The following is a 19,730-nucleotide window of genomic DNA, read 5'->3' as shown; positions in this document are numbered from 1 at the left end:
TGACGCCTCGCCATCTTGCCTGGACCGCCAAGGGCGCGCAGAACACCGCCGAATGGCCCGCATCCTCACCTATAATGTCCACCGCTGCGTCGGGACCGATCGTCGTCTCGATGTCGGCCGGATCGCCGATGTCATCGCCGCCCTGGAGCCCGACATTGTCGCGCTGCAGGAGTTGGACGTCGGCCGCATGCGCACCAACGGCGTCGACCAGGCCCACGAGATCGCCCGGCGCCTGGAGATGGCCTTCCACTTCCATCCGGCGATGCGGGTGGAGGAGGAGCTCTACGGCGACGCCATCCTCACCCGGCACCCGGAGCGAAAGATCCGGTCGGCCGCCCTGCCCGGCCACGCGCGGGTCTCCCAGTTGGAGCCCCGGGGCGCGCTGTGGGTGGGGGTGGATCTGGGTGGGCGCGAGGTGCAGGTGTTCAACACCCATCTCGGCCTCGTGCCCCGGGAACAGCAGAATCAGGCCCAGGCGCTGGTGGGCCCCGCCTGGCTGGGGCATGCCGATCGGCAGGGGCCGACCATCCTGCTCGGCGATTTCAATGTGACGTCGGCCTCGGCGGTGTACCGGACCCTGAGCGGCGCCCTGCGCCCGGCCCGGAAGCATGCCGCCAAACGCTCGCCGTCGGCGACCTTCCCCTCGGTGATGCCGGTCCTGCGGATCGACCACCTGTTCGTCAGCGAGCAGGTCCGCGTGCTGGACGTCTTTGCGCCCTATGACCGCGTAACCAGGGTCGCCTCCGATCACCTCCCCCTGGTGATGGACTTCGAACTTATCTGAGCCCCCGCCCCCGGGCGCCCCTCGGCCACCAGGCGGCTGAGGCGTCTTGACGCCTCGTAAAGGCGATCTCGCCTCCGGAAGATGCGCCAGGAGTCCTCGACATCGGCGGGATCGCCGATATGGAAGGCGGCGATCATGTCCCCTAGCGCGCCCATCTCCTGGGACTTGAGCTTCCGGAGCCGGCCCTCGCGGTTCAAGGCGGTGATGGCGGCGCCCATGCTGCCGTGCTCCTGGCTGGCCTTGGCCACGGCGTCTCCCGTATAGCCCATGAAATGACCGATCAGCCGGTTGCGCAGCGCCGCAATGCTGCGCCGGTTCAGGTCGCCATCGGCTTCCACGGCCAGTTCGCACTCGGTGTCGAAGCCGCCCGAGCGGTTGTTCAGATTCGCCGACCCGACCCGGGCCAAGCGGTCGTCCACCACGGTCACCTTGGAGTGGACGATGATCTCCTGGCCCGAGGGGGTCATCGGCCAGTAGGCGTGGAAACGGCCGAAGATGTCGGCGGCGTTCAGTCGCCAAAGCATGTTGGACCTGGCCCGGTCCATGGTCAGCTGGTCGAACCAGCTGGGGCTGCGGGCCGTGGAGATCAGCACGACTTCCGGCCCATCCGGCTCCAGCAGACGCGCAGCCAGGGCCTCGGCATAGATGGGCGAAGTGAAGTACTGGTTCTCCAGATAGATCACGTCCTTGGCCTGGGCGATGGAGGCCAGGGTCAGGCGCCGGATCTCGTCGGTCATGGGCTCGCCCTTCCAGGCGGGCAGGGTGCGGGCGATCCCCACCTCGATGTCGAGCATGTGGGCCGGCACCCGCGCAGGCCAGGGATCGCCGATCGCGGGCGCCGCCTTGGGCACAACCTCGTCCGCCGAGCGGCGCCAGCGCATGCGGAACAGGTCCCCCAGCGCCTCGGCCGCCGCCCCGTCCACCATCATCATCACCTCATGGCGCGGGGCGTGACACTCCTGGTCGGGCATGATGCGGCGCTGGTCGCCGTCCAGGTGGCCGGCGGTGTCCCAGCGATCCACGCAGATGTCGCCGCCGCCGCAGAGCGCAATGGCGTCGTCCACCACCAGCACCTTCTGGTGATGGCAGGCGCCCATGGGCACCGATTCATCAAGGCGCAGTTGCACCGTTGTGTTGTGGAACCAGCGCTTGGCCCGGTGGGGGAAGAAATTCTGGCTGGCGCTGATCGGCAGGGCCGACTTCCAGATCAGCAGGCGGATATCGAGGTCCGGGCGCCGCCTGGCCAGCTCCACCAGGACCCGCCCCACCTCATCGGGATCATTGGGGCCGTCGAAGCCGTCGGGCGACAGGCGCGTGCGGGGATCAAAGCCCCAGCCCAGGAGGTAGATCGACCGCTGCGCCTTGGGCAGGATCTCGGCGAGCGCGTTGAAGTAGGCCTCGGTATCGATGAGGAAAGCGGCCCGCCCCGCGTGCTCGCGCCGCCAGCAGGTTTCTCCTGGGGTCAGAATACTCATCGCCTCCGGCTCATGCACGGCCAAGGCCATTGGCGCAAGAAGGCGTACGCTCAGGCCTTGGTTCCCGCACCTTGGCCAACAAAAAACGGGCGCGCCTCGTGGGGAGAGGCGCGCCCAAGGGACAGGCGACAGCTCGGAAGGTCTGAAAGATCAGCCGGCGGAGGGTGCGGCGGCCCGGGCGGCCTCCACGCTGTCCTCGCCGCCCAGCCACACCTGGCAGGGACCTGCGATTTCCTGGCGAAGGCCGAGTTGAACCCCTTCGTCCTTGGACCGCCCCTGGCGCGTGGCGCGGCTGCGCTCGTTCTTGGCCCGCTCCATCACGTAGGACGTCCGGCCATAGGCCTGGTCGCGAAGCATGGCCTCGATGGCCGCGGTGTCCACCGCGGCGACATCCGACTTGACCAGGGCGAGGCAACGGGTCGCCTTCAGGAACTCGATATCGTTGAGTTCGGTGGCGGCGGCCGAGCCCGCAGTGGCCAGCGCGGCGGCGGAAAGAACAATAGCGGCGAAGTTCATGGTGTTTCTCCCTCGAAATCAATGATCACAAACTGAGATGTTCGGAAGAAAAACTCAAATGAACTCTTGGAAAGGATCGATAATCCAATATTACAATATATTCATTCACATTCATTACTTGGAGTTCATGAAACGTCGGCTTTCTGACCCTGGCCGAGCCGGCCCTCTGGCCGGCCTGCGCGCAACCCGTTAAGCCTTGGCCATGACCGCCCCTCCTGCCCCCATCAAGACCCCCTGCATCAAGGTCTGCGTAATCGACGGCCAATCCTCCCTTTGCCTGGGCTGCTTCAGGACCCTGGCCGAGGTGGCCGGCTGGGCGCGGCTCTCGCCGGAAGACCGCGAGGCGATCATGGCCGAACTGCCGTCGCGCCGTGACCGCATCGCCCCAGAGAAGCTCGCCTTCTTCTAGGCCCGCCCAGTCCGGGCGCGTCGCTGGGGGTGATTCACCGGATGCAAACCAGCCGCCCCTTAGTCTCGCCAGACAACAAGGCCGTAAACGGCCGCTATGCCTTTGGTGAGGCGGGTCTCGAAATGCTCAAATTTGCCATGCTGACTCTTGTGGCGGCCGTCTCGGCCGTCGGCGCGGCCCAGACGGTGGTGGCCCTGGATCCCGGCCGGGGCGCCTCGGCCCTGGTGGCGACCCTGCGCGAGGGGCCGGCGCCCGCCATGCGGGCGGCCGAGACCGCCGCCATCGCCAAGGCCAGCGACGGTCACTATTGGGCGCAGGGCGATGTGAACGGCGCCAGCATCCGCTTCCTCGTGGACACCGGCGCCAGCGCCGTGGCCCTGACGCCGGCCGACGCCCAGCGCCTGGGCTTCGCCCCCGCCGACCTCGACTACCAGCAGAAGGTGATCACCGCCTCGGGCGAGACCCGTGCCGCCGTCATCCGCCTGGACGCCGTCTCTGTGGCCGGCGCCCGGGTGACCGATGTGGAGGCCCTGGTGATCGAGAAGGGTCTCGATACCTCCCTGCTGGGGATGAGCTATCTCGGCCGCCTGAACCGGTTCGAGGCCACCCAGACCTCCCTGATCCTGCGACCGTGACCGATCTTGTCCTGCGCCCCATGACGCCGCAGGACCTGGGCGACGTCCTGGCCCTGCAGGCCCTGGGCTATCCCCTCGCCCTGCAGGACTCCGCCTCCGCCTTCCTCAGCCGCATGGCCCTGGCGCCGACGCTCAACCTGGTCGCCCGTCAGGGCGGAGACCTCAGGGCCTATCTGGTCAGCCACCCCTGGGAGGCCGGATCACCGCCGCCGGTGGACGCCGTGCTGCCAAGGTCGGCGCCTCAGGACTGCTGGTATGTCCACGACCTGTCTGTCGCCGAGGCGGCCCGAGGCCAGGGCCTGGCCCGCAGGCTGCTGGTCGCCGGGCGCGACGCCGCCCTGGGGCTCGCCCTGGCCCGTTCGGAACTGATCGCGGTGGAAGGCGCCGCCCCCTTCTGGCGACGCCAGGGCTGGACCCTGCCGGCCATCATCCCCCCGGACCTGGCGGCCAAGGTGTCCGGCTATGGCCCCTCGGCCGTCTTCATGACCTGCGAGGACATCAGCGCCCTTTGAGCGAGCGGCGCCGGGAAAGCCCCCGGCGCCGGCGCCTCAGAACCGCTTGCGGAAGCCCAGCTTGTAGGTGCGACCGTAGGGACTGCCGATGAACGGGTCATAGCTCAGCTCGAGCCGCGCCGCCGACGGGTCGCGGTCGAAGACGTTGAAGGCCGAAGCCGTCATCACCACGCCCCATGGCAGTTCGGTCTGGTAGGTGAGATCCAGGGTGTAGAAATCGTCGACCTTCTGGCCGAAGGTCACCGGCCTGGGAACGCCCGTGGCGTCCTGGACGCTGATGGGCGCCCGATTATCCACGGCCCCATCGATGAAGGTGAGGTCCGCCCGCAGGTTGTGGGGCCCCCGGCCATATTCGGCGTAGGCGTTGGCGCGCCAGTCCGAGATGGTGCCCGGCAGGCGGTCATAGTTGGTGAAGCCCTTGGCGTCATAGGCTCCATTGACCAGCGTGCCATTGAACTCGAAGGCCTCGAACTTGTACTCCAGGTAATAGCTGGCCGAGACTCCGGCCCGCGCCCGACCGCCCCAGATGTCGTTGGCGGTGAAGTCCATCTGCACATCCACGCCCGAGACATTGATCTCCGGCCCATTTGTGGTCGGCGACAGCACCCGGGCGATATCGTTGCCCACGGTCACGCCCTGAACGCAGCTGTTGTTGTTGTTGAAGGTGATCAGTTCCCGCAGCGGATTGGCGCAGTTGACCGCCTGGGTCCCGTTGCCGACGCCAGCCACGGCCGTGGCGACCACATTGGCCGGCACCGTGGTGATCTGGTCTTCGATCTTGAAGCTCCAGTAGTCGACGATGGCGCGGAAACCGCCCTGCTCGTAGATCGCGCCCACATTGTAGGTCAGGGCCTTTTCCGGGCCGATGGCCGGGTTTCCGGGAAGGTCCACGGACTTGAAGTTGTTACCGGCCGCGATGATGCCCGAGAGGCCGGTCACCTGATTGGTCGAACGATTGACGGGAGTCGGACCGCGGAAGGTGGTCCCCACCGATCCCCGCAGGGCGAGGGCTTCGGTGAGCTGCCACTTCAGGGCCAGCTTGGGATTGGTGGTCGATCCGGTCTGGCCGCCATAGTCCTCGAAGCGGATCGCCAGCTGGGCGTTGAGGTCGTCCGTGATCGGCAGGCTGGCCTCGGCGAAGACGGCGTAGATGGTGTCGTCCAACTGCGAGGGCCGGCTCTGGCCGAGGAAGATGTAGGGGCCGGTGGCGAAGGCGCAGGTCGTCACCCCCACCACGGGACAGGGCGTGACCCGGGCGTCCTGGAAGGGACTGTTCAGGGTCGTCTGAAGCTCATTGCGGCGATATTGGGCGCCGACGGCCCACCCGATCGACCCGCCCGGCAGTTCGAAGCCGCCCAGCTGGCCGTTCAGGACCGCGTCGATCACCAGCAGGCTTTGGCGGTTCTCCGACTGCTGGGTGTCGAACAGCCAGGCCACCAGGTCCGGATCGTTAGCGTTGGCGGGCACGAAGCCCGGATTGGCGAGGCCCAGGGCCGGATTGCTGGCATAGCCGTTGGAGAAGGGGTTCAGATACTGGCAGCCATTCTGTCCCGGGGTCGCGCCCGAGCAGTTGACCCCGCCCAGGCCGTTCAGCGCCCGCTGAAGGCGATCGATCAGGATGTCGGTGGTGTTCTGATTGCTGGTCGCCTGGGAGAAGGTGATCGCCGTATCCCACCCGACGCCAAAGGCGAACTCGCCGGAGAAACCGCCCGACACGCGGTAGATCTCGTAGGCGCGGCTCCCCACTTGGCCGCCGAAGTCTTCCGCCGGATTGCCCCCCGCGCCCAGGGCCCGCCAGAGGGTCAGGGACACATTGTTGGTCGCCGCGATCTGGGCCGCGGAAAGGCCCGCCTGCTGCAACCCGGTCAGGACGCCGGGATTGCTGATCGGCGCGGTGAAGACGCCGACGCTGCCGGGTCCGTTGGGGCCGGAGGTCGGCGGATAGGAGGGCGAGAAGAGGACGTTGGGAATGTCGGTCTTGGCGTAGAGCGCCTCGCCGTGGAACTGCAGGTTGTCGGCCAGGTCGACATTGAACTCGCCATAGATCTGGTAGCGGTTCTCATCCTCGATCACGTTGTCGAACGGGACATAGGTGAAGAAGCAGGCCGGCGTGGTCCCGGAGAAGCCGGCGAAGCCGCCCAGCGCCGTGCAGTTGGCGTCCCGTTGCACCCCGGCGGTGGGCGTGGCGCCGTTGCGCGGCAGGAAGGATCCCGGCTGCCCGAGGACGGAATAGCCCGAGGGATTGACCAGATAGTCCTGGTTGGCCCAGTCCCGCTCCGTGCTGCGCAGTTCCGAGCGATGCTGATAGCCGGCGGTCAGCAGGATATTGGACCGCTCGCCCACCCAGCCGTAGACGAGGCTGGCCGTATAGTCGCCGTCGGAGCCGTCCACCAGGCGGTAGTCGGCGCTCACCTCAAGCCCCCTGAAGTTCTTGCGGGTGATGAAGTTGACCACGCCGCCGATGGCGTCCGAGCCATAGGTGGCCGCCGCCCCGTCCTTGAGCACCTCGACGCGGCCGATCGCCGCCACGGGCAGAAGGTTGGTGTCCACGCCGCCAGAGCCCGCCCCGGGGGAGGCCGTGGTCCGGCGGCCGTTCAGCAGCACCAGGGTGCGGAGCGAGCCTATGCCCCGGAGGTTCACCGTGCCGGCGCCCAACTGCCCCTGGGCCGTCGTGGAGAACTGATTGGAGTCGCCCAGAACCGGGCCGCTGACCGGGAGTGACTTGATGAGATCGACGGTGGTCGGCGAGCCGCGCCGCGCCAGTTCCTCGCTGTTGACCACATCGACCGGCAGGGCCGCATCCTCCGGAGTCCCGCGGATGAACGAGCCGGTGACGACCACCTCTTCCACCATGGTGGAGTCCTGGGCTTGCGCCGCGCCGCTCAAACCGAAAGCGAGAAGTCCGGCCAAGGCCGAGCTCCCGCGCAGAAATGCACGCTTCATCGTTTCCTCCTGTGCCGCCTGGTTTTTATGAGTGGCGGTCAAATATCGTCGGTCCAGGAACGATGATCTATGAGTCGCGCTTAGGCAAACGGAAGTCGACCCGAGGAGATTTGGCCGCAGGTTCGGGGCGCGCGGCGGCGCGCAGCCCGCCCGTCGGGATGACCGCCCTCAGGCGGCGTCCCGCGCCTCGCGGGCCTGGATCACGGCGGCCAGGGCGGCGTCCACCACCTCCAGCCCGGCGCCGGGCTTGACCCCTTCCACCGTCAGGATACGCCGCCAGGCCCGCGCGCCGGGGCGGCCATGGAACAGGCCCAGCATGTGCCGGCTCATGGCGGCCAGCGGCGTGCCGTCCTGGAGGCGGGCGGCGAGATAGGGCCGGTAGAGCTCCACCGCCATCGCGGAGTCGATCACCTCGCCGGCCCCGAACACCTCGGCGTCCACCGCCCCCAGGATCTCCGGCGTGTGATAGGCCGCACGGCCGAGCATCACCCCGTCGGCCTGCTGCAGATGCGATGCGGCCGCGGCGAGGTCCGGCACGCCGCCGTTCAGGACGATGGTCAGGTCGGGGCGCTGGCGCTTGAGCCGATAGACCAGCTCATAGTCCAGCGGCGGCACGTCCCGGTTCTCCTTGGGCGAGAGGCCCTTCAGCCAGGCCTTGCGGGCATGGACCACGAAGGTGCGCACCCCGGCCTGGGCGCAGAGATCCACCAGGGTGAACAGGCTCACTTCAGGGTCCTGGTCGTCGACCCCGATTCGGCACTTGACGGTGACGGGCACGTGGACGGCGGCGCCGATGGCGGCCATGCACTCGGCCACCAGGGCCGGCTCACGCATCAGACAGGCGCCGAACCGCCCGCTCTGCACCCGGTCGGACGGACAGCCGACATTGAGGTTGATCTCGTCATAGCCCAGGTCGGCGCCGATCTTGGCCGCCGCCGCCAGATCGGCGGGATCGGACCCGCCGAGCTGCAGGGCCACCGGATGCTCCGCGGCGTCATAGCCCAGCAACCGCTCCCGATCCCCATGCAGCACCGCCCCCGTGGTGACCATCTCGGTATAGAGCAGCGCATGCTTCGACAGCACCCGATGCAGGCTCCGGCAATGCCGGTCCGTCCAGTCCATCATGGGTGCGACGGACAGGCGGTGGGGTGGGAAGGCGGGCTGAGGCGGCAAGGGCTCGGCGGGTCAGGCGGGTTTCGGGGGCGATGTCGAGCGCCCTATACACCGGAAGCGCCCGTCTTTCGACCGCGTCACGTGGGGCGCCTCGTCGGCGCCCAGCCTACCGCCCAGCCACCGCCCGCAGCGCCTTCAGGCCTTCCGGCGCCAGCAGGCCAGCGCCGGCCAGGGCAAGCATCGGCGCGGCGTAGCAGGCGGCGCAGTGGGCCAGCGGCCCTTCGCCGCAGATGGCGCCATAGAGCACCTCCGTCGAGCGGGCGTGCAGCCAGGCATATTCGGCGCTGAGCGCCGCAGCGACCCAGGCCGTAAGGCCGGCGATGAGCCGGCTCTCCCGGCCGGCCAGGGATTGGGCGCGCATGATCAGACTCCTCTTTGGCCCTTGATCGCCCAGGCCCGGGGCCTCTGGCCTTGAGATGGATCAAGGCCGGCGAGCGGCCCCGGCGGCAGAGGTGGCGAACGTCATTCGCACCGAGTCGCTGGGGATCATGAATCAATCAATCGCTGGGCAGGATCGGGCGCCGCTCGATGCGCTCCTGCTCTACGCCTTCACTGGGCTCGCCGCCCTGGGGGCGATATTCGCGACGGCCTTCTCCGATGATCGCCTGTTCCGCTTCCATGGCTACCTGCTGATCGGCGCCTTCGTCCTGGCCTTCGGGGTCCTGACGGTGGCCCTGAATTCGGGGCGCCTGCGCAGCTCAGAGAGCCACTATTCCGACGGGGTGATCCGGGCCGGGGTCATCGCCACCATGTTCTGGGCCGTGGTCGGCCTGCTGGTGGGGGTGGTGATCGCCGCCCAGCTGACCTGGCCCAACCTGCTGTACTTCCCTGAGCATGGCTGGCTGAACTTCGGCCGGCTGCGGCCCCTGCACACCTCGGGCGTGATCTTCGCCTTCGGCGGCAACGCCCTGATCGCCACCTCCTTCTATGTGGTCCAGCGGACCTCCAAGGCGCGCCTGGCCGGCGGCGCCTGGCCCTGGTTCGTCTTCTGGGGCTACCAGCTGTTCATCGTGCTTGCCGCCACCGGCTATCTGGCCGGCATCACCCAGAGCCGGGAATATGCCGAGCCGGAATGGTATGTGGACCTGTGGCTGACCGTGGTCTGGGTCGCCTATCTGCTGGTCTTCCTGGGGACCCTGTGGAAGCGGAAAGAACCCCACATCTATGTGGCCAACTGGTTCTACCTGGCCTTCATCGTCACGGTCGCCCTGCTGCATGTGATCAACAACCTGGCCATGCCGGTCGGGGCCCTGCACCACCGCAGCTATTCCCTGTTCGCCGGCGTCCAGGACGCCCTGACCCAGTGGTGGTACGGCCACAACGCCGTCGGTTTCTTCCTGACCGCCGGCTTCCTGGGGATGATGTACTATTTCGTGCCCAAGCGGGCCGAGCGGCCGGTCTATTCGTACCGCCTGTCCATCGTCCACTTCTGGTCGCTGATCTTCATCTACATCTGGGCCGGTCCCCACCACCTGCACTACACGGCCCTGCCGCAGTGGGCCCAGACGCTGGGCATGACCTTCTCGATCATGCTGTGGATGCCGTCCTGGGGCGGGATGATCAACGGCCTGATGACGCTCTCGGGCGCCTGGGACAAGCTGCGCACCGACCCGGTCATCCGGATGATGGTGGTGGCCATCGCCTTCTACGGCATGTCGACCTTCGAAGGTCCGCTGATGTCGATCCGGGCGGTCAACTCGCTGTCCCACTACACCGACTGGACCATTGGCCACGTCCATTCGGGCGCGCTCGGCTGGGTCGGCTTCATCAGCTTCGGCGCCATGTACTGCATGGTTCCTTGGTTGTGGAAGAAGGATAGCCTGTATTCGAACAAGCTGGTGGAGTGGCACTTCTGGATCGCGACCACAGGCATTCTTCTCTACATCTGCGCCATGTGGGTGTCGGGCATCATGGAAGGCTTAATGTGGCGCGAATACACGTCGCAAGGCTTCCTCGCCAACGCCTTTGTTGAGACCGTGGCTGCCAAGCACGTCGAGAATATCATCCGCACCGTGGGGGGCCTCATGTACCTCTCCGGCGCCCTGATCATGTCCTACAACCTGTGGCGTACGATCCGTCTGCCGAGCCCCGCCTCGCAGACCGCGGTCACCGCCCCTGCGCTGATCCCGGCCGAATAGGGGGCTACGATGAAGTCTGTCTGGAACAAGCACGGCGTCCTCGAACGCCGCTCCATCCTCCTGACCGTGGCCATCCTGCTGGTGGTGTCGGTGGGCGGCCTGGTGGAGATCGCCCCGCTCTTCTACCTGGAGAGCACCATCGAGAAGGTGGAGGGGGTCCGTCCCTACACACCCCTCGAGTTGGCGGGGCGGGACATCTACATCCGCGAGGGCTGCTACACCTGCCACTCGCAGATGATCCGGCCCCTGCGCGACGAGGTCGAGCGTTACGGCCACTACAGCCTGGCGGCCGAGAGCATGTACGACCACCCGTTCCAGTGGGGGTCCAAGCGCACCGGGCCCGACCTCGCCCGGGTCGGCGGCAAGTATTCCGACGCCTGGCACAGCGACCACCTGATCGATCCGCGCTCGGTGGTCCCGGAGTCGGTCATGCCCCCCTACGCCTTCCTGGCGAAGAAGGAGCTGGAGCAGAAGGACGTCGAGGCCAAGCTCGCGGCCATGACCAAGGTCGGCGTGCCCTATACCCAGGGGATGATCGACGCCGCCCAGGCCGATCTGCGCACCCAGGCCGATCCGTTCGCCTCGTCCCGGGACTTCCGCGGTCGCTATGGCGAGGCCGTCCTGCAGCGGGACTTCGACGGCGACCCCGCCCGGCTGACCGAGATGGACGCCCTGATCGCCTATCTCCAGATGCTGGGCACGCTGGTCGACTTCTCCACCTACGAAGCCGAGGAGAACCTGCGATGAGCGCGCTGACCTACGAGACGGTGGCCCGCTTCGCCCAACAGGGCGGGACGCTCTACTTCGCCGCCATCTTCGCCGCGGGCGTCGTCTACGCCCTCTGGCCGCGCAACAGCGAGACCTTCCGCCGCGCCGCCCACCTGCCCCTCGAAAAGGATGAGGACAACAATGTCCAAGCGTGAGGCCGACGAGGTCACCGGCGTCGAGACCACCGGCCACGAATGGGACGGCATCAAGGAGCTCGACAATCCCCTGCCCCGCTGGTGGCTCTATGTGTTCTGGGCCAGCATCATCGTGGCGATCGTCTATTGGGTGCTGCTGCCGGCCTGGCCGGGGATCAACGGCTACACCAAGGGCGTGATGGGTCAGTCCGACCGCGCCAATGTGGCCCAGGAGCTTCAGGCCCTGCGCGATCTCCGCGGCGAGGGCGCGGCCCGCCTGACCAACGCCACCCTGGAGGAGATCGAGTCCGATCCCGCCCTGCAGGAATACGCCATGGCCGTGGGCCAGTCGGTGTTCGGCGACAACTGCGCCACCTGCCACGGGGCCGGCGGCGGCGGGGCCAAGGGCTATCCCAATCTGGTGGACGACATCTGGCTGTGGGGCGGCGGCCTGGCCGACATCCACCACACCCTGCAGGTCGGCGTCCGGTCCGGCGCCGAGGGGGCGCGCTTCTCACAGATGCCCGCCTTCGGCCGCGACCAGATGCTGACGGGCCCACAGGTCAACGACCTCACCGAACTGGTGGTCAGCCTGTCGGGCCGTGAGGCCGACAAGGCCGCCGTCGCGCGGGCCGCGCCGATCTATGCGGCCCAATGCGTCTCCTGCCATGGGGCGACGGGCACGGGGGACCAGGCCCAGGGCGCGCCGAACCTGACCGATGGCGAATGGCTCTATGGCCCCTCCCGCGAAGAGATCCGCACCCAGATCTGGTCGGGTCGCAATGGCGTGATGCCGTCCTGGGCCGGGCGGTTCGACGACGAGACCCTGAAGGCCCTGGCGGTCTACGTCCACGCCAACGCCGGCGGCCAGTGAGCACCCTATGACCGTCGTCATCGACCGCAACAAGCGTCCCGAAGGCCAGGAGTCCCAAGACAGGGCTTCCAGGCCGCCACGCTCGGCGGCGGCCCGGGCGCGGGAAAAGGGCGGCGCTGACGGCGGTCTCTACAAGCGCCGCACGCCCATCTATCCCAAGCTGGTGCATGGGGCGTGGCGGCGGCTGAAGTGGGCGCTGCTGATCGTGACGCTCACCATCTACTACGTCACCCCCTGGATCCGGTGGGATCGTCCCGGCGACCTGCCGGACCAGGCGGTGCTGGTGGATTTCGCTGGGCGCAGGTTTTACTTCTTCTTCATCCAGCTCTGGCCGCAGGAGGTCTATTTCATCACCGGCCTGCTGGTGATGGCGGCCCTTGGCCTGTTCCTGGCCAGCGCCCTGTTCGGGCGCCTGTGGTGCGGCTATGCCTGCCCGCAGACGGTCTGGACCGACCTCTATATCTACATCGAACGGCTGTTCGAGGGTGACCGCAACGCCCGCATGAAGCTGGACGCCGCCCCGTGGTCCTTCGACAAGGCCTGGCGCAAGGGCGGCAAGCACGCCGTCTGGCTGGGGATCGCCTTTGGCACCGGCGGCGCCTGGATCTTCTACTTCCACGATGCGCCGACCCTGATCCGCACCTTCTGGATCGGGCAGGCTCCGATGACCGCCTACGTCTCCTGCGCGATCATGACCTTCATGACCTATGTGCTGGCCGGCTCCATGCGCGAACAGGTCTGCACCTATATGTGCCCCTGGCCGCGCATCCAGGGCGCCATGCTCGATGAACACTCCCTGCAGGTCACCTATCGCTTTGACCGGGGCGAGCCGCGGGCGCCGCACAAGAAGGGCGCCACCTGGGACGGTCGCGGCGACTGCATCGACTGCAACGCCTGCGTCGTCGCCTGCCCCATGGGGATCGACATCCGCCATGGGCCCCAGCTGGAATGCATCAATTGCGGCCTGTGCATCGACGCCTGCGACGAGATCATGCTGAGGGTCGAGCGCCCCAAGGGCCTCATCGCCTATGACACCGACGCCGCCGTCGCCGCCCGCGCCAAGGGAGAGAAGGCCGTCTATCGCCTGATCCGGCCGCGCACCCTCTATTACGCCGCCGCCCTCGTCCTCGTTTCGGGCCTGATGATCTGGGGCCTGGTGGGGCGCAGTCCCATGGACGTTCACGTCCTGCGCGACCGCAACCCGACCTTTGTGCGGATGCAGGATGGCGACATCCGCAACGGCTACACCGTCAAGATCGCCAACCGCTCCTTCCAGCCCATGAGCGCCACTATCGCCTTCGAGGGCGTCGCCGGCGCCAGCCTGAAGACCCCCGGCGTGGACGCCACCCCTGGCGCCCTGACGGTCACCGTGGAACCCAACCAGATCCGCGCCGTGCGGGTCCTGGTCACGGCGCCGCCAACAGCCCTGCCCCACGCCAACATGCCGGCCGCCTTCGTCGTAAGGGCCGGTGATGCGGACCAGAGCGTCGAGACGACCTTCCTTTCCGGAGCGGCGAACACCCGATGAGCGACATCTCCTCCCCCGACGGCTTCCGCATCCGAGGCTGGCACGTGCTGGCCGCCATGTGCGCCTTCTTCGGCGTGATCATCGCGGTCAATGCGGTCTTCATCACCGCGGCCCTGCGCACCTTTCCCGGGGAGGTGTCCATCACCCCCTACGAGGACGGCCTGGCCTTTAACCGCCAGCTCGCCCAGCAGGCCAGGCAGGCCGAACTGGGCTGGCGCGCGGCGGCTCGGGCCGAGGCCGCCTCGGTGGTGGTCGAGATCGCCGACGCCCAAGGGCGCCCCGTCCAGGGACTGGCGGTCCAGGGGCGGCTGCAGCGTCCGGCCACCGAGGCCGGGGCGCAGGACCTGATCCTCGCCGAGGACGCGCCCGGCCGCTATCGGGCGACGCTGGAGGCCGTGGTCGGCGCCTGGGACCTGACCATCCAGGCCAAGGACCCTCAGGGACGCGACTTCCAGGCCGAACGGAGACTGACATGGCGTTAATCCTGAACCCCAGTGTCGCGCCTGACCTGTCGGCCTTCCTGAAGCGAACCGAAGGCGGTCCCGCCCGGCTTGACCTCCTGGTCAAGGGCGCCCGCTGCGCGGCCTGCATGTCGAAGATCGAAAAGACCGTCGGCGAGCTGCCCGATGTCGCCGCCGCCCGCCTCAACCTGACCGAAGGCCGCCTGACCGTCCGCTTCGCCTCCAGCCAGGGGGATGCGGGCCGGGTGATCGCCACGTTGGAAGGCCTGGGCTATCCCGCCACGCCCTATGATCCGGCCCAGGCGGTGGAGGCCCACGACAAGGAAAGCCGCCGGTTGATCCTGGCCCTGGCCGTGGCGGGCTTCGGCGCCGGCAACGCCATGATGTTCTCTGTGCCGGTCTGGGCGGGGCTGTTTGGCCAGGAGCTGGGTCCCGCGACCCGCACCATGATGCTGTGGCTGTCGGCCATCGTCGCCACGCCCTGCGCCATCTATGCCGGCCTGCCCTTCTTCGAGTCCGCCTGGCGGTCCCTGAAGGCCGGCCGGGCCAATATGGACGTGCCGATCTCCATCGGCGTGATCCTGACTCTATTCATCAGCTTCGTGGAAACCTTCCTGCATGGGCGCGACGCCTATTTCGACGCCGCGGTTTCGCTGCTCTTCCTGCTGCTGATCGGCCGCTGGCTGGATCACCGCCTGCGCGCCCGGGCCCGCAGCGCCGCAGCCGACCTGCTGGCCCTGCAGGCTCCGGCGGCCTCGGTGCTGGGGGCCGATGGGGTGGAGCGGATCAAGCCCCTGAGCGATGTGGCGGTGGGCGAGCGGGTGCTGGTGCGGCCTGGCGAGCGCATCCCCGTGGACGGCTTCGTCGAGGATGGCGTCTCCGAACTCGACAACGCCCTGTTGACCGGCGAGACGGCGCCTTTGCCCGTACGTCCAGGCGACACCTGCCGGGCCGGCGCGGTGAACCTGTCGGGTCCCTTGCGGCTGCTGGCCCTGGCGCGGTCCGAGGATTCCGCCGTCGCCGCCATCGCCCGCCTGGTGGAGGCCGGCGCCCAGACCAAGTCGCTCTATGTCCGCCTGGCCGACCGGGCTGCGGCCATCTACGTGCCGGTCATCCACAGCCTCGCCGCCCTGACGTTTCTCGGCGGCCTGGCCCTGGGGCTCGGCCCGCGGGAGGCCCTGCTGCGGGCTGCGGCCCTGCTGATCATCACCTGCCCCTGCGCCCTGGGTCTCGCAGTGCCGGCCGTGCAGATCACCGCCTCGTCGCGGCTCTTCCGCAAAGGCGTGCTGGTTAAGTCCGGCGCAGCTTTGGAACGGCTGGCGGAGGTCGATCACGTGGTGTTCGACAAGACCGGCGTGCTGACCGAAGGCCGACCCCGCCTGATCGACGCGCCCGCCGCCGCCATCGCCATGGCCGCGCCCCTGGCGCGGGCCTCGGCCCACCCGCTGGCCCGCGCCTTGGCCGCCGAGGCCGGTCCCGGCGCCCGAGCGGTCGATGTCGTCGAGACGGCCGGCCAGGGGGTCGAGGGCGTGATCCAAGGCCGACGCGCCCGCCTGGGCCGGGCTGCCTTTGTCGGTCTCGAGGGCCGCGCGGGGTCAGAGACCGAACTCTGGTTCGCCTTCGACGGCGACACCAAGATCCGCTTCACCTTCTCCGATCAGCTCCGCCCGGATGCGGCCGAGACCATCGCCGCCCTGCGTCGCCAGGGCCTGACCGTCGAGATCCTCTCTGGCGATCTCTCCGGCCCCGTGGCCCGGGCCGCGTCGACCCTGGGAATCGGCGACTGGCGGGCCGGTCTGACGCCCGAGCAGAAGGCCGCCGCCATCGACAACCTGGCCGCCCAGGGCCGCAAGGTGCTGATGGTCGGCGATGGCCTCAACGACACGGCCGCCCTGGCCCGCGCCCATGCGGCCATGGCGCCGGGTACGGCCCTGGACGCCAGCCAGAACGCCGCTGACCTCGTCTTCTCCGGCGCGGGCTTGAGCGCGGTTCCGGACGCCATCCATGTGGCGAGAGCCGCGCGGCGTCGGGCCCTGGAGAACTTCGGCTTCTCGGCGCTCTACAATGTCGCCGCCGCCCCCATGGCCATGTTGGGTCTGGTCAATCCCCTGGTGGCGGCCCTGGCCATGTCGGGCTCGTCGCTGATCGTCACCCTCAACGCCCTGCGCATGCACGGCGAGGGGCGTCGCTGATGGGCATCATCCTGATCCTCGCCCCGATCTCGGTCCTGATCGGCCTGTCCGGCCTCGCGGCCTTCTGGTGGACCCTGCGTAATGGCCAGTACGAGGACCCCGCCGGCGACGCCGCGCGCATCCTGATCGAGGACTCCGACGACCTGATCAGCTGAGCCCGAACCCGGCCGCCCCTGGACCTGGCCTCTGGACCTGGCCTCTGGACCGGGCGGCGTGGGGCGGCCATGGTCGCGCCTCTTGGATAACGAGGTTCGAACATGCGCCAAGCCCTGATCGTCGTCGCCAGCGTTCTCGCCCTCGCCGCATGTTCTGCGGGATCGGAGGAGCCCTTCGTCGGCTTCGGCGCGGAGCCGAACATCCCGTCGCCCGAAAAGAGCCTGCTGCCCAGGGTCAATCCGGCCAAGGCGGTGGGCTGGCCCGCAGGCGCCGCGCCGGTGGCGCCCGAAGGCTTCGGGGTGACCCGGTTCGCGGGCGACCTGTCCCATCCCCGCTGGCTGCTGGTCCTGCCCAATGGCGACGTGCTGGTCTCCGAAGCCAGTTCAGAACCCAAGCCGCCGCAAGGGCTGATGGATCGCATCGCCCAGCGGGTCCAGGCCTATGCCGGCGCCCTGAAGCCCAGCCCCAACCGGATCATGCTGCTGCGGGACGCCGATGGCGACGGCCTGGCCGAAATGCGCGAGGTCTTCGCCTCAGGTCTGAACCGGCCCCAGGGCATGGCCCTGGTGGGAGACACCCTCTACATCGCCAATACCGACGCCCTAGTCGCCACCCCCTATCGCGATGGCCAGCTGCGGATGGAGGGCATTCCCCAAAAGGTCGTCGATCTGCCCGCCGGCCCGATCAATCACCACTGGGTCAAGAATGTCGTCGCCGCCCCCGACCGCCAGCGGCTGTTCGTGACCTCGGGCTCCAACTCCAACATCGCCGAGAACGGCATGGCGGCCGAGGAGAACCGGGCGGCGATCCTGGTCGTCGATCCCGCGGCCGGTACGATCAAGCTCTATGCGTCGGGCCTGCGCAATCCCAATGGCATGGCCTATGAGCCCAGCACCGGCGCGCTCTGGACCGCCGTCAATGAGCGCGACATGCTGGGTGACGACCTCGTGCCCGACTACATGACCCGGGTGCGGGAGGGCGGCTTCTACGGCTGGCCCTATTCCTATTTCGGCGACCATGTCGACGAGCGGGTCGAGCCGCAGCGCCCGGACCTGGTGGACCGCGCCATCACCCCGGACTACGCCCTTGGCCCCCACACCGCGTCGCTCGGCCTGACCTTCTATACCGCAGAGGCCTTCCCTGCGGCCTATCGCGGCGGCGTGTTCGTCGGACAGCACGGATCATGGAACCGCAAGCCGCTCAGCGGTTATCGCGTGGTGTTCATTCCGTTCGTCGGCGGCCTGCCCCAGGGCGAGCCGCAGGCCTTCCTGACCGGCTTCCTCAACGAACGCGGCCAGGCCATGGGACGGCCCGTGGACGTGGCGGTCGATGGCCGCGGCGCCCTGCTGGTCACCGACGACGCCGGCGGCGCCGTCTGGCGGGTGGCGCCGGTCGCCGCAGCGCCTCAGGCCGCCGAACGGTAGGCGGCCGAGGCCGGCCCCTCTTCGAGGACAAAGCGCCCCACCAGGCCGTTGAGCTGGTCGGTCTCGCGGCGCAGGGAGTGGGCCGCCGCGGTGGCTTCCTCGACCATGGCCGCGTTCTGCTGGGTGACGTGGTCCATCTGGTTCACGGCGGAGTTCACCTCGGCCAGGGCCCGGGACTGTTCCTCGGCGGAAGCCGCGATCTCGGCGACGCTGCGGTCGATCTCGACGACCCGCTCGACGATGCGGCGCAGGGCCTCGCCGGTTTCGGCCACCAGCCCGACGCCGGACTCCACCTGAGCCGCGCTTTGCGTGATGAGGTTGCGGATCTGCTTGGCCGCTTCGGAGGAGCGCTGCGCCAGGGCTCGGACCTCGGAGGCGACGACGGCGAAGCCGCGCCCCGCCTCGCCCGCCCGGGCGGCCTCGACCCCGGCGTTCAGGGCCAGAAGGTTCGTCTGGAAGGCGATCTCGTCGATGACGCCGATGATCTGGCCAATCTGCTTGGAGGAGGAGTCGATCTCCCCCATGGCCGACACGGCGCGGTCCACGACCTCGCCGGAATGGACAGCCTCGGCCTTGGCCGAACTGACCATGCTGGAGGCCTCTCGGGCGCCGCTGGCGGCCTTGCCGACGCTCTCGGTCAGCTCGTGAAGGGCTGCGGCGGTCTCCTCGAGACTGGCCGCCTGCTGTTCGGTGCGGCGCGACAGGTCATCGGAAGCCGAGGTGATCTCGTCGGCGCCCACGCGGATGCCCCCCGATGACTCCGCCACCATGCGCATGGCTTCGGAGAGCTTGGTGACGGCCTGGTTGAAGTCGGCCTTCAGCTCATCGAACTGAGGCGAAAGCTCAGCATCCAGACGGCTGGCCAGGTCACCCTTGGCCAGATCGCGGAGCGCTTCGGTCAGGGCGGCCATGGCGGCGGCCTGCTGCTGTTCGGCAAGCTGGCGGGCGGCTTCGGCGGCTTGGCGCTTGGTCTCCAGCGCCTCCAGATAGATGGAGATGGCCAGGTCCATATCCACCAGGGTCGCCTTGACGAGGACCGACACGGTCTCGGCCACCTCCTGGGGACGGGTCCGCCTGGTGAGCGTGGGCCATTGGCGGGCGACGGCGGCGTGGATCAGCTGTTCCAGCACCAGGGCGTAGCCGCCGATATACCATTGCGGCTCCAGGCCCAGGCGGGCGTGCGTCTCGCCGATGGTCCGGACGCCCTTGGCGTAGTCGTCGCCGTACTGGCCTTCGGCGATGATCCCCCAGTGTGCGGCCTGACGGCTCTGAGCGCCCGACATGTGGGCGTCGTTGGTGAAGAACCGCTGGACTTCAGGGGTCTTGCGGATCTTGGCGTAGAAGACGTCGAGGGCCGGGCCGATGGCCTCGGTCAGAAAGCCGCGCAGGCCACGCAACCGCTCGACGGCCCGACTGTCGAGGCCGATGAAATCGAGCCGTTCCTGAATCTGCGAAGACTTGTTCATAGCGTTCCACCAGATGGCCTGGCCGGCGCATCCTGGTGAGGTGGTCGGCATGTTCACGACATGGCGCGACCATGACTAACGAGACCTTAAATGCCTGCCCGACTGCGGTTCATACGGAGGTGACGGATTGTCGCATACCGCC

The 19,730-nt window shown here is 68.3% G+C and carries 19 protein-coding genes; 13 read left to right on the top strand and 6 right to left on the bottom strand.

Features of this window, described 5'->3' with window-relative positions; all coding sequences use genetic code 11:
* The first annotated feature begins 52 nt into the window (after positions 1–52).
* A complete protein-coding gene (locus Q7S93_RS13875) occupies positions 53–784 on the top strand; it encodes an endonuclease/exonuclease/phosphatase family protein (RefSeq protein ID WP_304714500.1) in 732 nt (243 codons plus the stop codon).
* Here the strand turns inward: Q7S93_RS13875 and Q7S93_RS13870 are convergent.
* Together Q7S93_RS13870 and Q7S93_RS13865 are read right to left on the bottom strand one after the other, a co-directional pair.
* Entirely contained in the window at positions 748–2,259 is a 1,512-nt protein-coding gene (locus Q7S93_RS13870) for a phospholipase D-like domain-containing protein (protein WP_304714498.1), read from the bottom strand. The genes Q7S93_RS13875 and Q7S93_RS13870 overlap by 37 nt on opposite strands.
* 150 nt (positions 2,260–2,409) lie before the next feature.
* Positions 2,410–2,775: a hypothetical protein gene (locus Q7S93_RS13865; protein WP_304714497.1), complete on the bottom strand. Its 366-nt coding sequence runs from the start codon at positions 2,773–2,775 to the stop codon at positions 2,410–2,412.
* 202 nt (positions 2,776–2,977) lie between these two features.
* Here Q7S93_RS13865 and Q7S93_RS13860 point away from each other — a divergent pair, with 202 nt between their 5' ends.
* The 3 genes from Q7S93_RS13860 (at position 2,978) to Q7S93_RS13850 (ending at position 4,331) form a co-directional block, all read left to right on the top strand.
* Positions 2,978–3,184 carry a DUF1289 domain-containing protein gene (locus tag Q7S93_RS13860; protein ID WP_304714496.1) on the top strand — a complete coding sequence of 69 codons (207 nt, stop codon included), beginning with the start codon at positions 2,978–2,980 and terminating at the stop codon, positions 3,182–3,184.
* A gap of 122 nt (positions 3,185–3,306) precedes the next feature.
* Positions 3,307–3,819 (top strand): TIGR02281 family clan AA aspartic protease, encoded by a 513-nt coding sequence (locus tag Q7S93_RS13855; protein WP_304714495.1) that lies wholly within the window; start codon positions 3,307–3,309, stop codon positions 3,817–3,819.
* On the top strand, positions 3,816–4,331 hold the full coding sequence (locus tag Q7S93_RS13850; protein WP_304714494.1) for a GNAT family N-acetyltransferase: 516 nt from the start codon (positions 3,816–3,818) through the stop codon (positions 4,329–4,331). The genes Q7S93_RS13855 and Q7S93_RS13850 overlap by 4 nt, the downstream gene beginning before the upstream one ends.
* Positions 4,332–4,367: 36 nt before the next feature.
* On the opposite strand, the gene Q7S93_RS13845 is transcribed toward Q7S93_RS13850, so the two are convergent.
* The 3 genes from Q7S93_RS13845 to Q7S93_RS13835 form a co-directional block, all read right to left on the bottom strand.
* A complete protein-coding gene (locus Q7S93_RS13845) occupies positions 4,368–7,274 on the bottom strand; it encodes a TonB-dependent receptor domain-containing protein (protein WP_304714493.1) in 2,907 nt (968 codons plus the stop codon).
* Between the two features lie 168 nt (positions 7,275–7,442).
* Positions 7,443–8,447: a tRNA dihydrouridine(20/20a) synthase DusA gene (gene dusA, locus Q7S93_RS13840; protein WP_304714492.1), complete on the bottom strand. Its 1,005-nt coding sequence runs from the start codon at positions 8,445–8,447 to the stop codon at positions 7,443–7,445.
* 106 nt (positions 8,448–8,553) lie between these two features.
* Positions 8,554–8,808 carry a hypothetical protein gene (locus Q7S93_RS13835; RefSeq protein WP_304714491.1) on the bottom strand — a complete coding sequence of 85 codons (255 nt, stop codon included), beginning with the start codon at positions 8,806–8,808 and terminating at the stop codon, positions 8,554–8,556.
* 127 nt (positions 8,809–8,935) lie between these two features.
* On the opposite strand from Q7S93_RS13835, the gene ccoN reads away from it, so the two are divergent.
* The 9 genes from ccoN to Q7S93_RS13790 all read left to right on the top strand — a co-directional run bounded on the left by ccoN (position 8,936) and on the right by Q7S93_RS13790 (position 18,122).
* Positions 8,936–10,585: a cytochrome-c oxidase, cbb3-type subunit I gene (gene ccoN, locus Q7S93_RS13830; RefSeq protein ID WP_304714489.1), complete on the top strand. Its 1,650-nt coding sequence runs from the start codon at positions 8,936–8,938 to the stop codon at positions 10,583–10,585.
* A 9-nt stretch (positions 10,586–10,594) separates the two neighbouring features.
* Positions 10,595–11,332, top strand: a complete 738-nt coding sequence (gene ccoO, locus Q7S93_RS13825) for a cytochrome-c oxidase, cbb3-type subunit II (RefSeq protein WP_304714488.1) — start codon at positions 10,595–10,597, stop codon at positions 11,330–11,332.
* Positions 11,329–11,508 (top strand): cbb3-type cytochrome c oxidase subunit 3, encoded by a 180-nt coding sequence (locus Q7S93_RS13820; RefSeq protein ID WP_304714487.1) that lies wholly within the window; start codon positions 11,329–11,331, stop codon positions 11,506–11,508. The genes ccoO and Q7S93_RS13820 overlap by 4 nt, the downstream gene beginning before the upstream one ends.
* Positions 11,495–12,361 carry a cytochrome-c oxidase, cbb3-type subunit III gene (ccoP, locus tag Q7S93_RS13815; protein WP_304714486.1) on the top strand — a complete coding sequence of 289 codons (867 nt, stop codon included), beginning with the start codon at positions 11,495–11,497 and terminating at the stop codon, positions 12,359–12,361. The genes Q7S93_RS13820 and ccoP overlap by 14 nt, the downstream gene beginning before the upstream one ends.
* Before the next feature lie 7 nt (positions 12,362–12,368).
* A complete protein-coding gene (gene ccoG, locus Q7S93_RS13810; RefSeq protein ID WP_304714485.1) occupies positions 12,369–13,889 on the top strand; it encodes a cytochrome c oxidase accessory protein CcoG in 1,521 nt (506 codons plus the stop codon).
* Positions 13,886–14,371 carry a FixH family protein gene (locus Q7S93_RS13805; RefSeq protein WP_304714484.1) on the top strand — a complete coding sequence of 162 codons (486 nt, stop codon included), beginning with the start codon at positions 13,886–13,888 and terminating at the stop codon, positions 14,369–14,371. Before ccoG ends, Q7S93_RS13805 begins: the two co-directional genes overlap by 4 nt.
* Positions 14,362–16,542: a heavy metal translocating P-type ATPase gene (locus tag Q7S93_RS13800; RefSeq protein ID WP_304714483.1), complete on the top strand. Its 2,181-nt coding sequence runs from the start codon at positions 14,362–14,364 to the stop codon at positions 16,540–16,542. The genes Q7S93_RS13805 and Q7S93_RS13800 overlap by 10 nt, the downstream gene beginning before the upstream one ends.
* Positions 16,542–16,697 carry a cbb3-type cytochrome oxidase assembly protein CcoS gene (gene ccoS / locus Q7S93_RS13795; protein ID WP_304714482.1) on the top strand — a complete coding sequence of 52 codons (156 nt, stop codon included), beginning with the start codon at positions 16,542–16,544 and terminating at the stop codon, positions 16,695–16,697. The genes Q7S93_RS13800 and ccoS overlap by 1 nt, the downstream gene beginning before the upstream one ends.
* Before the next feature lie 102 nt (positions 16,698–16,799).
* A complete protein-coding gene (locus Q7S93_RS13790; RefSeq protein WP_304714481.1) occupies positions 16,800–18,122 on the top strand; it encodes a PQQ-dependent sugar dehydrogenase in 1,323 nt (440 codons plus the stop codon).
* On the opposite strand, the gene Q7S93_RS13785 is transcribed toward Q7S93_RS13790, so the two are convergent.
* Positions 18,104–19,588, bottom strand: a complete 1,485-nt coding sequence (locus Q7S93_RS13785; RefSeq protein WP_304714480.1) for a globin-coupled sensor protein — start codon at positions 19,586–19,588, stop codon at positions 18,104–18,106. The two genes, Q7S93_RS13790 and Q7S93_RS13785, sit on opposite strands and share 19 nt — an antisense overlap.
* Positions 19,589–19,730 lie beyond the last annotated feature (142 nt).

It is taken from the genome of Phenylobacterium sp. (assembly GCF_030646615.1).
Classification (GTDB): Bacteria; Pseudomonadota; Alphaproteobacteria; order Caulobacterales; family Caulobacteraceae; genus Phenylobacterium.
The sequence above is the reverse complement of the archived record's forward strand: the minus strand, read 5'-3'. Positions and strand labels throughout refer to the sequence as shown.

What these genes read in the sequence shown, in the direction of transcription:
- Q7S93_RS13800 (WP_304714483.1), top strand. Translation starts at nt 14,362, where the DNA reads ATGGCGTTAATCCTGAACCCCAGTGTCGCGCCTGACCTGTCGGCCTTC.
- Q7S93_RS13845 (WP_304714493.1), bottom strand. Translation starts at nt 7,274, where the DNA reads ATGAAGCGTGCATTTCTGCGCGGGAGCTCGGCCTTGGCCGGACTTCTC.
- ccoG (WP_304714485.1), top strand. Translation starts at nt 12,369, where the DNA reads ATGACCGTCGTCATCGACCGCAACAAGCGTCCCGAAGGCCAGGAGTCC.
- Q7S93_RS13855 (WP_304714495.1), top strand. Translation starts at nt 3,307, where the DNA reads ATGCTCAAATTTGCCATGCTGACTCTTGTGGCGGCCGTCTCGGCCGTC.
- Q7S93_RS13820 (WP_304714487.1), top strand. Translation starts at nt 11,329, where the DNA reads ATGAGCGCGCTGACCTACGAGACGGTGGCCCGCTTCGCCCAACAGGGC.
- Q7S93_RS13785 (WP_304714480.1), bottom strand. Translation starts at nt 19,588, where the DNA reads ATGAACAAGTCTTCGCAGATTCAGGAACGGCTCGATTTCATCGGCCTC.
- Q7S93_RS13805 (WP_304714484.1), top strand. Translation starts at nt 13,886, where the DNA reads ATGAGCGACATCTCCTCCCCCGACGGCTTCCGCATCCGAGGCTGGCAC.
- Q7S93_RS13875 (WP_304714500.1), top strand. Translation starts at nt 53, where the DNA reads ATGGCCCGCATCCTCACCTATAATGTCCACCGCTGCGTCGGGACCGAT.
- ccoP (WP_304714486.1), top strand. Translation starts at nt 11,495, where the DNA reads ATGTCCAAGCGTGAGGCCGACGAGGTCACCGGCGTCGAGACCACCGGC.
- ccoS (WP_304714482.1), top strand. Translation starts at nt 16,542, where the DNA reads ATGGGCATCATCCTGATCCTCGCCCCGATCTCGGTCCTGATCGGCCTG.
- Q7S93_RS13790 (WP_304714481.1), top strand. Translation starts at nt 16,800, where the DNA reads ATGCGCCAAGCCCTGATCGTCGTCGCCAGCGTTCTCGCCCTCGCCGCA.
- Q7S93_RS13870 (WP_304714498.1), bottom strand. Translation starts at nt 2,259, where the DNA reads ATGAGTATTCTGACCCCAGGAGAAACCTGCTGGCGGCGCGAGCACGCG.
- ccoO (WP_304714488.1), top strand. Translation starts at nt 10,595, where the DNA reads ATGAAGTCTGTCTGGAACAAGCACGGCGTCCTCGAACGCCGCTCCATC.
- Q7S93_RS13835 (WP_304714491.1), bottom strand. Translation starts at nt 8,808, where the DNA reads ATGCGCGCCCAATCCCTGGCCGGCCGGGAGAGCCGGCTCATCGCCGGC.
- ccoN (WP_304714489.1), top strand. Translation starts at nt 8,936, where the DNA reads ATGAATCAATCAATCGCTGGGCAGGATCGGGCGCCGCTCGATGCGCTC.
- Q7S93_RS13865 (WP_304714497.1), bottom strand. Translation starts at nt 2,775, where the DNA reads ATGAACTTCGCCGCTATTGTTCTTTCCGCCGCCGCGCTGGCCACTGCG.
- Q7S93_RS13860 (WP_304714496.1), top strand. Translation starts at nt 2,978, where the DNA reads ATGACCGCCCCTCCTGCCCCCATCAAGACCCCCTGCATCAAGGTCTGC.